11 protein-coding genes and 1 riboswitch are annotated in these 15,067 nt (G+C 46.9%); of the genes, 4 read left to right on the plus strand and 7 right to left on the minus strand.

Annotated elements, in window-relative coordinates:
• Positions 1-48: 48 nt before the first annotated feature.
• The 5 genes from OF158_RS17075 to OF158_RS17095 form a co-directional block, all read right to left on the minus strand.
• Positions 49-711 carry a methionine ABC transporter permease gene (locus tag OF158_RS17075; protein ID WP_014096677.1) on the minus strand — a complete coding sequence of 221 codons (663 nt, stop codon included), beginning with the start codon at positions 709-711 and terminating at the stop codon, positions 49-51.
• Positions 701-1,741, minus strand: coding sequence for a methionine ABC transporter ATP-binding protein (locus OF158_RS17080; protein WP_014096676.1), 1,041 nt, complete (start codon positions 1,739-1,741; stop codon positions 701-703). The genes OF158_RS17075 and OF158_RS17080 overlap by 11 nt, the downstream gene beginning before the upstream one ends.
• Positions 1,742-1,813: 72 nt before the next feature.
• A riboswitch (SAM riboswitch) is annotated at positions 1,814-1,922 on the minus strand.
• An 81-nt stretch (positions 1,923-2,003) separates the two neighbouring features.
• Positions 2,004-2,783: an ABC transporter ATP-binding protein gene (locus tag OF158_RS17085; RefSeq protein WP_035183148.1), complete on the minus strand. Its 780-nt coding sequence runs from the start codon at positions 2,781-2,783 to the stop codon at positions 2,004-2,006.
• A 61-nt stretch (positions 2,784-2,844) separates the two neighbouring features.
• Positions 2,845-3,417, minus strand: a complete 573-nt coding sequence (locus tag OF158_RS17090) for a hypothetical protein (RefSeq protein ID WP_014096674.1) — start codon at positions 3,415-3,417, stop codon at positions 2,845-2,847.
• Positions 3,418-3,428: 11 nt separating this feature from the next.
• A complete protein-coding gene (locus OF158_RS17095) occupies positions 3,429-4,607 on the minus strand; it encodes a ParM/StbA family protein (RefSeq protein ID WP_035183146.1) in 1,179 nt (392 codons plus the stop codon).
• A gap of 416 nt (positions 4,608-5,023) precedes the next feature.
• On the opposite strand from OF158_RS17095, the gene OF158_RS17100 reads away from it, so the two are divergent.
• The 3 genes from OF158_RS17100 (at position 5,024) to pepT (ending at position 8,656) form a co-directional block, all read left to right on the plus strand.
• On the plus strand, positions 5,024-6,373 hold the full coding sequence (locus OF158_RS17100; protein WP_035183145.1) for an MATE family efflux transporter: 1,350 nt from the start codon (positions 5,024-5,026) through the stop codon (positions 6,371-6,373).
• A gap of 193 nt (positions 6,374-6,566) precedes the next feature.
• Positions 6,567-7,361: a glycosyltransferase family 8 protein gene (locus tag OF158_RS17105; protein ID WP_035183143.1), complete on the plus strand. Its 795-nt coding sequence runs from the start codon at positions 6,567-6,569 to the stop codon at positions 7,359-7,361.
• Between the two features lie 62 nt (positions 7,362-7,423).
• Positions 7,424-8,656: a peptidase T gene (gene pepT, locus OF158_RS17110; protein WP_035183142.1), complete on the plus strand. Its 1,233-nt coding sequence runs from the start codon at positions 7,424-7,426 to the stop codon at positions 8,654-8,656.
• A 520-nt stretch (positions 8,657-9,176) separates the two neighbouring features.
• Here pepT and OF158_RS17115 read toward each other — a convergent pair.
• Positions 9,177-10,679, minus strand: coding sequence for a DHA2 family efflux MFS transporter permease subunit (locus OF158_RS17115; RefSeq protein WP_014096667.1), 1,503 nt, complete (start codon positions 10,677-10,679; stop codon positions 9,177-9,179).
• Between the two features lie 1,121 nt (positions 10,680-11,800).
• Between OF158_RS17115 and uraA the strand changes: the two genes are divergently transcribed.
• Entirely contained in the window at positions 11,801-13,081 is a 1,281-nt protein-coding gene (gene uraA / locus OF158_RS17120) for a uracil permease (protein WP_014096666.1), read from the plus strand.
• Positions 13,082-13,288: 207 nt separating this feature from the next.
• Here uraA and poxB read toward each other — a convergent pair whose 3' ends face one another.
• Entirely contained in the window at positions 13,289-15,013 is a 1,725-nt protein-coding gene (poxB, locus tag OF158_RS17125; protein WP_017552045.1) for a ubiquinone-dependent pyruvate dehydrogenase, read from the minus strand.
• Between the last annotated feature and the right edge of the window lie 54 nt (positions 15,014-15,067).

A 15,067-nucleotide genomic window follows, 5' to 3' on the forward strand; every position in this document is an offset into this window, starting at 1 on the left:
CCCTGAATTGAATTTTTTATAAAAAAGGTGTAACCCTTTTTCCCAATATTATTTTCTCCGGATTTTTTTGGAGAGAAAGTTGCCCAATGTCTGGACAAGCTGGGTGAAAATGACCAGCGTGATAACGGTAACGATCATGACGCCTGTCTGAAACTGGTTGTACCCGTACGTGATCGCCAAATCCCCGATCCCGCCGGCACCGACCGCGCCCGCCATCGCGGAAGCCCCAATCAGCCCGATGGTGGCAATCGTTAAATTGAGCACCATGGATGCCTTTGCTTCCGGAAGCAAAAACCGCCAAATAATCTGCCAGTTCGTCGCCCCCATTGACTGCGCAAGTTCGATTGTCCCTTTGTCGACTTCAAGCAGTGAACTTTCAATGAGCCTCCCGATGTAAAAAGCAGTGTACAACACAAGCGGCACAATCGCTGCGGTTGTTCCGATCGCTGTCCCGACAACCCAGCGCGTAAACGGAATGATCGCGACAACGAGAATAATAAACGGGATCGACCGAAAAATATTGATAATCACATTTAAAATATTAAAAATCCATTTGTTTTCCCATATGCCGTTTTCCCGGGTAATAACGAGAATGACGCCAACCGGGATGCCGATGATGATGGAAATGAGTAATGATACAGCCACCATATACAGCGTCTGGCCCATTGCCGTGAAAAATTGCGGCCAAAACCATGACCAATCAAATGCCATTTTTCTCCACCTCCCGAATGATCGCTTCGTGATCGTTGATGTACTGAATGGCCCGCTTCATTTCTTCCGGGTCGCCTTTCAATTCGACAAGCAGGTTGCCAAAAGGGATTCCCTGAAGTTCGGTGATCATGCCATGAAGCACATTCAGGTCGATTGAAAATTGTTTTGCTGTATTGGATAACAGCGGCATATTGGTGGAAGCTCCCTTAAACAGAATCCGGTAAATGCCGTGCGGGTTGTCTTTGCTGCTTTCATCGATCAGTTTTTGCACCGATGGCGGAATCGAATCATTCAGCACAGTTTTCACAAAGCTTCTCGCAATTTGCGTTTTCGGTTCTGTGAAAAGGTCGATTACAGGGCCCTGCTCCACAATTTTTCCGCCGTCCAGCACCGCCACTTTATCACAAATATCACGAATGACATTCATTTCGTGGGTAATCATCAGGATCGTAATGCCCAGCTCGTCCCGGACTTTCCGCAAAAGGTCCAACACGGCTTCGGTCGTATTCGGGTCAAGGGCAGACGTTGCCTCGTCACAAAGCAAGATGTCCGGATCTGTCGCAAGGGCTCTTGCAATACCGACCCTTTGTTTCTGGCCGCCTGACAACTGGTCAGGGTAGTGATGCATTCTCTCTTCCAGCCCGACAAAAGACAATAATTCTGCCACTTTTGCCTTTATTTCTTCCTTCGGGCGATGTTCCAGCACAAGCGGCATGGCCACATTTTGAAAAATCGTCTTTGACTGAAGCAGATTGAACTGCTGGAAAATCATGCCGATTTTTTTTCGCTCTTGACGTAGCTTGGCAGGCGGCAGGCGCACAAGGTCGACCCCGTTAACGAGCACTTTCCCGGAAGTCGGCCGCTCGAGCAGATTGACGCACCGAATCAGTGTGCTTTTCCCGGCACCACTGTAACCAACCACCCCGAAGATTTCCCCTTTTTCAACACGCAGGTTGATGCCTTTTAACGCTTCAACCTTTTTGTCCTTCCCTTTTCCGTATACCTTATGAATATCTTCTAATACCAGCATGTTGAAAACTCCTTCTGTTCCTTTTGGCAAAAAAAAAACTTCTTTCATTCGAAAGAGGTTTGCCGGTCAAGTGACTTATCTCTCAGAATGAACCATTCTGCAGGAATTAGCACCTTTCAAAAAAAGATTTGAAGGTTGCTGGACGTCATCGGGCCTGTCCCTCAGTCTCTCTGGATAAGTTATTCATTTGTTATATTTAAATATTAGTGGACGGCTCGGGATTTGTCAATTCATTATTTTATATTTTTTTGTTTTTCAATCGTCAGACAACTTGAAACAATGCCCGGTTTCCGCGCCACTCCACGTGAATTTCATGCTCAAAAAAGCGGGAAAGCACTTGTTTTTCAATCATCTCGGAAGTCCGGCCCTGCCGGAAAACTTCCCCGTTTCTGATCAGCAATGTTTTTTGGAAAGCGGGAGAAATTTCTTCCGGATGGTGCGTGACATATACAAGCGTCGGTCCGTTCTTATCTTTCGCCAGCTCTTCCACACTTTCTAGCAAAATTTCCCGGGCAAACAAATCCAGCCCGTTGCAAGGCTCGTCCAAAATTAAGATGCGCGGTTCCGCCATTAACGCGCGCGCAATTAAAAGCTTCTGCCGCTCTCCTTGCGAACAATGTTCATAAGCACGGCTAAAAAGGGAAGCACAATGTAATTGTTCCATCAAGCGCAGGGCTTTCTCTTCGTCTTGTGCATCCACCGCTTCATACAGCCCGATGGATGCATATTTGCCGCTGATGACCACATCGCGTGCAAGTTGGGTGCGCGGTATCCTTTCCTGGATGGAGGAGCTGACCCAGCCGATTGATTTCCGCAGTTCCGGCAGGCTTGTTTTTCCGAACGCTTTCCCGAGCACCTTGATGCTCCCCTTTGTCGGCCAAATATACCCGTTGATCATATTGAGCAAAGTGGTTTTGCCGGAACCGTTTAAGCCGAGGACAGCCCAATGCTCCCCTTTTTTGACCGTCCAGTGAATGTCCGAGAGCAGTTTTTTGCCGTCGCGCATCAGGCTCACACCGGCAACTTCGATTATATTTTCCATCTGTGCCATCCCCTTACATTTCGTACAAGTTTTAGACACACAGGGGTTCACCCTGCGCACTTCATTTATTCATGCTGGCGAGAAAATCCCCGAGCAGGTCTTCCGCATCTTCTTCTTTTTCCGGCGCTCCCGTTTCGGGCGGTGCCGGTTCGGCGGCGGCAGTTCTCCAGTCGAATGCATCAAGATCATCCGATCCAGGCGGCTCACCACCGGATCGAACCGGTTTCCCGTCCGCTTCTTCGCTGGTTTGCGGCAATTCGTCTTCCTGTAAAAAAAGCGTCTCATCCATAGATACAGGTTGTTTCGAAAGGGCCGCAAAGAGCGAAGTCGCCCGGAGTGGATCCTGAATCAGTTCGTAAACAATGCTGCCGAGCATCGCTTCCGAATGTTCATGCTTCAGCCAGTCATGTTGCACTTTTGTCAGTTTGCGCGGCAGCGGGATTGTAATGGTTTCTTTGTCCTTTACGAGCGACTGGTTAACACCTTGTATCACATATCCGGCTATTTTGGCGGAGAAGTTCCGTTTCTCTTTTTCTTTTAACTTTGACAGTTCTTTTAAAATATGATCGGGCGTATCCTGGGGGATCCGGAACGCAATCGTCTGGCCCCGCTTCATCCCGCTTTGTTTTTCCATATTTTTTCACCTTATTTGGATTCGACCGGTTTCTTTCCTTTGTCTTCCGGTTTATTGTTTTTCCTCACATAATCCGAAATTAATTTGTAGTAAGCATTGGCCATCATCCAGATGCTCTCTTTTTCATCTTCAAAGAAATCAATATTGTAGCCGTCAAGGCTGTTGTTCAGCGTTTTTAAGTAATCTTTCAGGACAACAGAACCGCCGCCGACAAAATAGCAAATCTCTGTTTGTGAGTTTTTCTGCCACACGTTCCGGAGCAGGCGGTATTGTTTCTTTGCAAGGTCAAACAGAATCCGGTCTGTAATGTCGTGCACGCTTGTCCGGCTGCCTTTTACCATAATATGGTTGCGGTCATGCTTTTTCGTGATAATATCGATCACATCACGGCGGCTGTCCAATTCGACCCCGTATTTGACGCGGATTTCTTCACGGATCTGTTCAAGCGCTTCTGATACGCCGAGATTAAATCCCTGCGCCCGGTCATCATCGACTGTCCTGTTTTTGATCACGGCGATATCCGTTGAGAGGCCGCCGATATCCTGGATTAAAATGCGTTTGTCAATCAATTCGCGGTTAATAATGTTTAAATCGTTATCCATGACAAGATTGATAAAAGCGGCAAAGCCTTCCGGATACACTTTGATTTCGTCAAATTTCAGATTGACTTTCAACCCCTGATATTTCGGTGTGACAAGAAATTCCACCTGGTGGACGGATCCAAGCAGCTGCGAGCGGTAGCCCGCATCTTTTCCCTCTTTTACTTCGCGGAGCGGCAGGCCTGTCCCAAGCGTGTAATTGGCATCAATGACATTCTGGTTGCGGGTAAAAACTTTGGCGTTTTCCTCCCTTACTGCGTCAAGCGCAAGGCTTGTAAAAAGCAGGACGAGGGTCTGATCCTCTTCCGACTTGCTGCTTCCCGGGTCAAGTTCGGTTGCATTATCGCTTTTGGTTGCGAGATCCCCGACACGGTAAATCACGTTATTTTCCTTTAAAGCAGGGGAGTGGACTTTTACATGGATGCCTTCAAGCGGATCTTTGCTGTCCAGTTCCTCAATGCCAATTACCGGCCGGTCTTCAATATCCCGTGCAATGACGTTCGGGATATTGAGTTCATACTCCATTTTTCCAAAAATGCCTTTTAAAGAATCGTTGCCTACATCGACTGCGGCAATCCGGGTCTTCCCCATTCACTTTTCCTCCCTGTATCGCTTTCTTTGGCTTACTCTAAGAATATCTGAGTCTATAAAAATAATCAATACTCTGAACTTTTTTAACGAAAATGTAAACTTGTTTGCGGCTTGTAAACTTTTGAAAAGTGTTGTTATAAAGCCATGCTTACAGGTTTGCAAACATGTTTGCGTTTTTGTTTACAAATGTTTGCGTTTGTGTAAACATGCAAACAGCTTTGAAAACATGTAAACAAATACGCAAACACAGCCAATATCCCTCATCCATAAAAAATTCACGGGTTTTTTTAAGATTCCAATTGACAGCACGACAATAAAGACTACAATGTTTCATAGTATTGAAGAATGAACATCCGCCAGACCCGGCAATATAACCGGTTTAAAAGGCTGGGGTATCAGATAAAGGGGGAAAAGTGTTGACAGCACAACAGCAATATTACAAAGACCAGACCCTGTTTCAAATTTCTTGGCCGCTCTTTATTGAGCTTTCTTTGCATATGGGAATCGGGATCATCGCAACCCTTATGCTCGGCCACTACGCCGATGATGCGGCTGCCGGGGTGGGCGTGGCCAACCAGCTGTTGAATATGTTTATACTCATTTTTAATGTCACATCCGTCGGCGCGATTATCCTGATCGGGCAAAATCTTGGCGCAGGGAAAATGAAAGAGGCGCGCCAGGTCGCCCATTCCGCTTTCGGTCTCAATTGTTGGTTCGGCCTTGCCGTCGGGCTTTTTGTTTTTCTGTTCGGGCAACTGCTTCTCGGGTTTTTCGACATTCACGGCAAGGTTTATCAATACGCGCTGACATTTGTCAAAATTTGCGGGGCTTCCCTTTTTCTCGAGTCCATCTCCCTCGCTTTAAGCGCAGTACTGAGGAGCCACGGTTTTACAAAAGAATCGATGCTTGTCACCGTTTTAATGGATTTAATTAGCATCTTTGGGAACATTTTGGCCATTACGGGGATTTTCGGGCTCCCGGTTACCGGCGTCATCGGGGTATCGTGGGCCATTGTTGTTGCACGCGTTTTTGCGGTATCGGCGCTTCTTTTCCTTGTCTACCGCAGGCTTGCAATGAAAATGGGCATTCGCGATATCATCACCATAAAGAAAGAAGATATCCGTGCATTGCTTGAAATCGGCATTCCCTCAGCCGGCGAAAATTTTTCCTACCAGTTTTCCCAACTGGTGATTACCGGGTTTATTGCCTTACTCGGGGAAGCATCCCTGGCTGCACGCGTTTATTTAAATAATATTTCGATGATCTGTTATTTGTTCACCCTCGCCATTGCATCCGGCACCCAGCTGCTTATCGCCCGGTATGTCGGTGCAAAAACGTATGAACGTGCTCTGAAACGCGGGATGAAAACTTTAAAGATTGCCATGATGGCTTCTTTCTTTACTTCACTGGTGATTGCGCTCATCGGCTCACCTGTTTTGCACATATTTACGAAAAGCGAAGACATTCTCGCCGTCAGCATCCCGATTCTTTGGGCCATTGTTTTTACAGAACCAGGGAGAGCGATGAATATCGTGCTGATGAGTTCGCTGAAATCAGCAGGCGATGTCCGCTTCCCGGTCATGATTGGCATTTTTTCCATGTGGGTATTTGCAGCCAGCTTAAGCTATGTCCTTGGAGTGCATTTCGGGCTTGGGCTGCTCGGTATTTGGATTGCCCAGGGCATTGATGAATGGTTCCGAGGCATCTTTGCCACTCGGCGCTGGCTTTCAAAGCCTTGGGAAAGACTGTCGCTTCTCAGAGCCTGACCATTTTTATGGCAGGCTTTTTTCTGTGGAAACGCCAGAGGGTGCAATGTTTTCTCACCTATAAGGGCACAAGCAAGCAGCCATGATTGTACGATGAAAAAGGCCCATACCCGGAACCCAAAAGGATTGTTAGCGGAAAAAGAAACCTGTATCATGGAAGTAGTTGAAACTACAGCCAAAAGGTGGAAAAGCCATGAATATCCTTGTTACATTAAATGAAAATTACCTTCCTCCCCTAAAAGTGTTAATAAACTCTCTTGTCCAAAACAATCCTGAAGAAGCGTTTTCGATCTACCTGCTGCATTCCACCATTTCTGAAGAAAAGCTTTCCGAGTTACATCACTATGTTGAAGAGAAAGGACACCATTTTTTCCCGATCCGGATTCCGCCGGATCTGTTTAAAGATGCGCCTGTCCTCAGGCATTACACTTCAGAAATGTACTACCGGCTTACTGCCCACTTGTTTTTGCCGGCGCATCTTGACAGAATTCTTTACCTCGATCCTGACATTGTCTGTATCAACCCTGCCGCCGCATTTTATTATACAGATTTTGAAGGGCATTTTTTTATTGCATGCGAACATGAACACTCGGCAAAAAAGGCCCGCCTGATCAATAAAATGCGCCTGCGGACACCGAATGCAAAAGGATATTTTAACACCGGCGTTCTTCTCATGAATTTGGAACTGATCCGGCAGCATGTTAAAGTGGAGGAGATCTTTCAATTCATTGAAGAAAATAAACTGAAACTGCTCCTACCCGATCAGGACGTATTCAATGCCTTGTTCTGGAACAAAATAAAACCTGCCGAAAGCTACCGGTATAACTATGATGCCCGGTTTTTTGAACGTGCCGCGCTAATCAAAAAACAAGATTTAGAGTCGATCAAAAAACACACCGTATTTATCCATTATTGCGGAAAAGACAAACCGTGGCACCCGAATTATAAATACGCGCTCGGCACTTTTTACCAAAAATATTGCGAATAAATACAAGCTTTTGGGCTGGGTTTGGTAAAATATAGACATACTAAAAATGAGGAGTGAAGATGATGAAAGAATCGTTAATGAAAAGATTTACTACATACGTGAAAGTGGACACCCAGTCTAACGAAGACAGTGAAACCTGTCCTTCTACTGACGGGCAATGGACACTCCTCCGCATGCTTCGCGATGAGCTGGAATCAATCGGCATGGAAGAAGTCCATCTGGATGAAAACGGCTATCTTTTTGCCACTTTGCCAAGCAATACCGATAAAGAAGTCCCGGTAATTGGATTTTTGGCACATGTCGACACGGCGACAGATTTTACAGGGAAAAACGTCAATCCGCAGATTGTCGAAAACTATGACGGGAAAGCCATCGTTTTGAACAAAGAACAAGGGGTTGTCCTGTCTCCGGATGAATACCCGAACTTAAAAAATTATATCGGCCAAACTTTGATTACAACGGACGGCACGACCCTGCTCGGCGCCGATGACAAAGCCGGCGTGGCGGAGATTGTGACGGCCATGGACTATTTGCTTAAGCACCCTGAAATCAAACACGGCAAAATCAGAGTCGCTTTTACCCCGGATGAAGAGATCGGCAGAGGGCCGCATAAATTTGATGTGAAAGCGTTCGGTGCCGATTTTGCCTATACGATGGATGGCGGCCCGCTCGGTGAACTCGAATACGAAACGTTTAACGCCGCTTCCGCCAAAATTACGGTACGCGGCAATAATATCCACCCGGGGAGTGCAAAGGGGAAAATGGTCCATTCGGCAAAAATTGCGATGGAACTGCACAGCCTCCTGCCCGAGGATGAGGTACCGGAACGGACGGAAGGTTATGAAGGATTTTATCATCTCCTGTCCATCCACGGAGATGTCGAGCAAACAAAACTGTATTACATTATCCGCGACCACGACCGCGAAAAATTTGAGGCAAAAAAGGCAAACCTCCAGTCGATTGTCAACCGCTTAAAAGAAAAATACGGTGAAGAAAATATTACGCTGGAGTTGGCCGACCAATATTACAACATGAAAGAAAAAATTGAACCGGTGAAAGAAATTGTCGATATTGCGCATGATGCCATGAAGAGCCTTGGCATTGAACCGGTTATCTCTCCTGTCCGCGGCGGCACGGACGGATCACAGCTGTCTTACATGGGGCTACCGACACCAAACATTTTTGCCGGCGGGGAAAACATGCACGGCAAATACGAATACGTTTCAGTGGAAACAATGGAAAAAGCCGTCCAGGTCATTGTCGAAATTGCAAAACGTTTTGAAGCAAGAACGTAAACAAAACAGCGGCCGATATTTCGACTGCTAGGGCTTTTAAAAAAGCCAAAAACGAATAAAACCGTTGGAATAGGTGAATTTCCAACGGTTTTTTTGTATTTAGGGCTTGCTGAATAAGCGAAATTCCTAGATTTGGAAAGGATGCTGACAGCTTTGGCGATCATTTAAATGCAAGGGGTTTACAACAAATCCAGGGAAATGCCTGCACGCGAAAGCCGATTCAACGTCCGGAGAAGATCAAATCACCCCTTTTCGCAAATGGATTCTTCTATATTTTGAGACAGAGGTTGCAGATAAATTGGGCACAAACTCAGCGTCGGATTCGTTCAGCAAGCCCTATTTATATTTTTCCACCAAAACCAAACAGGCATTTGCAGAGATTTTAAAATCATTTCAGAGAGGGCTAGTTTGAACACCCCGCTGCACCAGAATAAAAAGGCAGGCCTCTTTCATGCCGTTGGACAAGATAAAAAGGTGTCCTTTCGCCAGCTACTGCCGGCTTTAGGACACCGCATTTTGATTATGATTCCGTTATCGGTTTTACCTGCTGGGCTGTATTTTCCGGAAGGCTGTCGCGCGGGATGGTTTTCCGGATAAAGAAAGCAAGAATAAAGGCAATCACAGCCAGGTAGGTGGCAACCATAAAGGCATCATTGATCCCCATCACCGTTCCCTGCCTTGCAGCAAGCGCCGCATGAATTTTATCCGCAGGGGAAATTTGACTGGAGACCATAATATCCTTCGTATGCGCAATCCCTTTATTCGTCATGACCGAGACAAAAAAGGCCGTCCCGACAGCGCCTGCTACCATCCTGAAGGTGTTCACCATCGCAGTGCCGTATTTATTCATCGCAAGCGGCAGGTCATTCAACCCGGCCGTAAAGATTGGCATCATCAAAATAGAAATCCCGAAACTACGGATCGTATAAATAGTGACGACATAAGTAAAAGAGGTATCCAATTTCAGACGGGTCAATGCAACAGTAGTCACAATGGTAATGGCAAGCCCGATTAAAGCAAGCCATTTTGCACCATAGCGGTCAAACAGCCGACCTGTAATCGGCGACATAATTCCCATGATGACCCCGCCCGGCAAAAGCATCAGCCCGGACATAAGCGGCGAGAAACCGCGCACGTTTTGCATATAAATCGGCATTAAAATCATACCCGAAAACAATGCCATCGTCACAATAATATTAATCACCATCGTTAACGTAAACACCGGATAACGAAAAATGCGGAATTCCAAAATAGGATGGTCTATGACCCACTGGCGCCAGACAAACAAGCCGAAAGCAATCACCCCGACTGCCAGCGTCGTCATTACTTCCACACTGTCCCAGCCTTTCGTGCCGCCGGTTGAAAATCCGTATAAAATACCGCCGAAACCGAGCGAAGACAAAATAACACCGATTTTATCAAGTTTCGGCCGGCTCGTTTCCGTCACATTTTTTACAAAAACAAAAGCGAAGATCAAGTCAATGATTGCGATCGGCAAAATAATGAAAAACAGTGTCCGCCACGAGTGGTTTTCCACAATCCACCCGGAAAGCGTCGGCCCGATTGCCGGTGCAAAGTTCATGGCGACACCGAAAATCCCCATTACAAAACCGCGCCGGTCAGGTGGAAATAGCACGAAAATGACGTTTGTCACCAGCGGAAAAATAATCCCCGCTCCGGCCGCCTGGACCACCCGGCCAATGAGCAGCACAGAAAACCCTGGTGCGACTGCACAAATCAGCGTCCCCACCGCAAACAGCCCAATGGAAAACAAAAACAGCTGTCTTGTTGTAAATCGGCTCATAAGGTACGCCGTGACCGGAATGACAATCCCGTTTGTGAGCATGTAAATCGTAGAAAGCCAGTTTGCCGTAGAAGCGGAAATGTGTAAATGATTCATAATTTGCGGGAGGGCAACATTAATCAGCGTCTGGTTTAAAAACGCCACCAGTGCGCCAGCCATCATCACCGCAAAAAAAGGGACAATCCTGATAGAACTATTTTTTGTATTCATTGTTTCCATTCCAATCCCCCATTCATGATGTTAGTGTAAACGTTGTATACCGGAACTATGCCGGAAATGCAGATGGTTTTCTTTTGGCAGAAGTTTTGAAGAAAACTCCCGCCACTCAAGCGGGAGAAAGAAAGCGTTTCGATTATTTAGAGAGGGTAAACTTTCGGTACTCTAACTATTTTATTCATTTTAAGCCTGAAGTCAAGAGAAAAGTTTACTTAATTAGGGCAAAGTGCGATTGCGGAAAAAGCGCTGCCCATCAAAATTTTACCGGGTAGAATTACCGTTACATTCGGTAATCAATCTTTTTTGCAATCAAAGACAAGCAAAAGCGGGGGAGCATTTTAACAGGGCTGGTTTCGCGATTAACAGATGTAATATCAATGATGGAAATCAAAATGCGATCACAGTATGTTAAGATTTTAAAGGAGCGTGGAAAGTTGAAGGCCTTCCTTCACATAGAGCCCGGCTATGTTAAGGAAACACGAAAAAAAGATGGTCTTTCTTAACATAGAATGCGTCTACGTTAAGGAAGCAAGCAAAAACGAAAGCCTTCCTTTACATGGAACCCGGCTATGTTAAGGAAGCGTGGAAAATTGACGGCCTTCCTTCACATAGAGCCCGTCTATGTTAGGGCTTGCTGAACGAATCCGATTCTGAGTTTGTACTCGATTTGTCAGCAAGATTTGTCTTAAAATATAGAAGAATTCCTCTCCGAAAATGCGTGATTCTGTCTTCTCTATACATTGAATCAGCTTTCAAATGCAAACTTAAATTTTTGCCAAAGCTAGGAATTTTTCTTATTCAGCAAGCCCTAAATAACCAGAACCAGACCCGATAAAGCATCTGGAAAGAGGGGCGCGGTGGTGACAATACTTGGCGCACCCGCGGTCCCAAAGCTGGCAAATGCAAAATAAGAATTGACAAACCCGGTTGGAACTGCCATAATAGCAAGGACAAAAGATGAATGAATGCCTTTAAAACAGTCCCGTGAGGCTGGCAAGGTTCCGGATAAATGTGCACTTCCATGCACCTTGCTTTCATTCGGGCAAGGTGCTTTTTTTTGCCAAAAGGGCACTTCCTGGAAAACCCCTGCCTCGCATTTTACCAATCCATTGAGGGGGAGAAATATGGAACAGCATGAAATTCAAGTTAACCAAAAACTACCTTTTCTCAAAAGCCTGCCGCTAAGTTTTCAGCATTTGTTTGCCATGTTCGGTTCAACCGTTCTCGTTCCTGTCCTGTTTAAAATTGATCCTGCGACCATTTTATTCATGAACGGGATCGGGACGCTACTTTATATCCTGATCACAAAAGGAAAAATCCCGGCCTATCTCGGGTCCAGCTTTGCTTTTATCTCGCCGGTATTTGCCGTTCTTGCAAAACATGCGGGCCTTACCGGATACAGTTACGCATTGGGCGGATTCCTTGCAGTCGGCATTATTCTTGTCATCATTGCACTTATCGTTAAAATTGCCGGCACGGGCTGGATTGAGGTTGTCTTTCCGCCTGCTGCAATGGGCGCGATCGTGGCCGTGATCGGGCTCCAGCTTGTCCCGACTGCGGCACAGATGGCAGGCCTTGTCCAGACGGATGCTTCCGTAAAACACTGGAGCCCGGACCCTGATACCATCACGGTTTCCTTATTAACACTTGCAATCACTGTGGTCTGCTGGGTTACCCTGCGCGGCTTTCTTAAAATTATTCCGATCTTAATCGGGATCATTTGCGGCTACCTGATTTCCCTGGCATTCGGGATTGTCGACCTCAAACCTGTCCAAGAAGCAGCCTGGATTTCATTGCCGACGTACTATCCGATCAAACTGAACTGGTCCGATATCATGATGATCGTGCCGGCAGCGCTCGTCATCATTCCGGAACATATCGGCCACTTAATCGTCACGGGCAATATTGTCAAAAAAGATTTAACCAAGGACCCCGGGCTTGACCGGTCTTTGCTCGGAAACGGCATTTCCACGATTCTATCCAGTTTTGTCGGTGCCACGCCAAATACAACGTACGGTGAAAATATCGGTGTGCTCGCGATTACGCGTGTCTACTCCACGTGGGTAATCGGCGGCGCTGCGGTCCTCGCCATTATCCTTTCCTTCTGCGGAAAATTGGCGGCGCTCATATCATCGATTCCGCAGCCGGTTATGGGCGGCATCTCTCTCCTCTTGTTCGGCGTCATTGCGGCAAGCGGGCTCAGGATGCTGGTCGAACAAAAAGTGGATTACGGAAAATCGCAAAATTTGATTCTCACCTGCCTTGTTCTCGCTGTTGGCTTAAGCGGCGCAACGATCAATATCGGCACCGCCTCATTAAGCGGGATGGGGCTTGCAACAGTCGTTGCCATTATCGTAAGCCTGTTCTTTAAACTGCTGAACGTGCTCCATTTGGAAAACGAATAAATAAGGGGCGCCCCAAAAGCCGGAAACTGGCGGATGGGACGCCCCTTCTGTAATATTGGACGGGGTGCGCGAGAGCCCGCATACCATTTGCCCGGCCCGCTTTTCCGATAGCTTATAGCAGCCACAAACACCACTCCAAAATATGAAAAAACCTTTGTTTAAAAGAAAAAGCCCGGTTTCCCATACGGATACCGGGCTTACTTTTGATTATCGAATCAAGTTTGTTTTAGCCAAATCAATTAATTCATTGGCACGGCCGTTTAATACGGCTTTCAGCATCCACAGCGTAAAGCCGTGTGCTTGTTCATACGTAATTTTAGGCGGCAAGGACAATTCCTGGCGGTTTACAGCAACGTCAATAACGGCCGGTCCGTCATGTTCGAATGATTCACGGAGTGCCCCTTCCAGATCAGCTGGGTCTTCCACACGGATCCCTTTCATGCCCATCGCTTCGGCAATCGCTGCATAGTTCGGGCTGTCAAGGCCTGTTCCGGTTTCCGGATAACCGGCTGCTTTCATTTCCAGTTCAACAAAGCTTAATGCCGTGTTGTTAAAGACAACGACTTTAACTGGCAGCTTATGCTGGCGGAGCGTTAACATGTCACCCATCAGCATTGACAGGCCGCCGTCCCCGCTGAGCGAAACAACTTGCTTGCCAGGTTGTGCAACAGCCGCGCCGATCGCTTGTGGAAGCGCATTGGCCATCGTACCGTGGTTGAATGAACCGAGCAGGCGCCGTTTGCCGTTCATTTGCACATAACGTGCCGCCCACAATGTTGGTGTACCCACATCGCAAGTGAAAATGGCATCTTCATCTGCCAGATCACTGACCAGTTTTGTCAAATATTGCGGGTGGATCGGTTTGCGTCCAGGTTTGCCAACAGCCAATTCATCGAGATCTTCTCTTACTTTTTGATAAGCTTTGACATGTTTTTCAAGATGCTTGCTATTGTCTTTTTCCTGAATCATTGGCAGCAAAGCTTCAACTGTATCTTTTACATCTCCGACAACGCCGAGTGTCAGCGGTGTCCGGCGTCCCAAATGTTCGGAACGGATGTCAACCTGCAATACTTTTGCGTTTTTCGGATAGAATTGGCGGTACGGGAAGTCTGTGCCGAGCATCAGCAGCGTATCGCATTCCATCATGGCGTCATAGCCGGAAGAATATCCGATCAAGCCTGTCAACCCTGCAAAGTAAGGATTATCGTATTCCAAAAACTCCTTACCGCGCAGTGCAACGACCATTGGCGATTTCAGTTTGTTGCACAGTTCCATAATTTCGTCATGGGCACCCTGGCAACCCGCACCGCAAAGCAGCGTTACTTTTTTCCCGTCGTTTAAGTAAGAAGCAAGCTGTGTTAAATCTTCTTCTGACGGTTTCACGACCGGTTTGGCAAAATGGACCGGTACTTGCGGCACTGCTACGTTGTCATCCAGGCCTGCAACATCACCAGGCAAAACAAGAACGGAAACGCCTTGGTTTGCGACCGCCTGTTGCATCGCCATATTTACCATTAAAGGCATTTGTTCCGGGCGTTGTACTGTTTCAATAAAATGCGCACAGTCTTTGAAAATCAATTCAGGCCGTGTTTGTTGGAAATACTCGCTTCCGATTTCACTGCTCGGAATATGGGCGGCAATCGCCAATACCGGCACACGCGAACGGTTGCAGTCATACAGCCCATTGATAAGGTGCAAGTTTCCAGGGCCGCTGCTGCCTGCGCAAACCGCAATGCTGTTATTTAAGGTAGCCTCTGCGCCGGCTGCAAAAGCGGCCACTTCTTCATGGCGCACGCCGACCCATTCAATCCGCCCGGAACGCCGGATGGAGTCGAGCACTGCATTTAAAGAGTCCCCGACGATCCCATAAATTCTTTTTACACCTGCATTTAATAATGAATCAATCAGCAAATCCGCTATCGTTTTTGCCATTTGTCAATCCCCTTCTTTTCCATTTATTTTTCGTTAGTATCCCCTAAATGCCGG

The organism is Weizmannia sp. WK01, from assembly GCF_025905465.1.
GTDB lineage: Bacteria > Bacillota > Bacilli > Bacillales > Bacillaceae_C > Weizmannia > Weizmannia faecalis.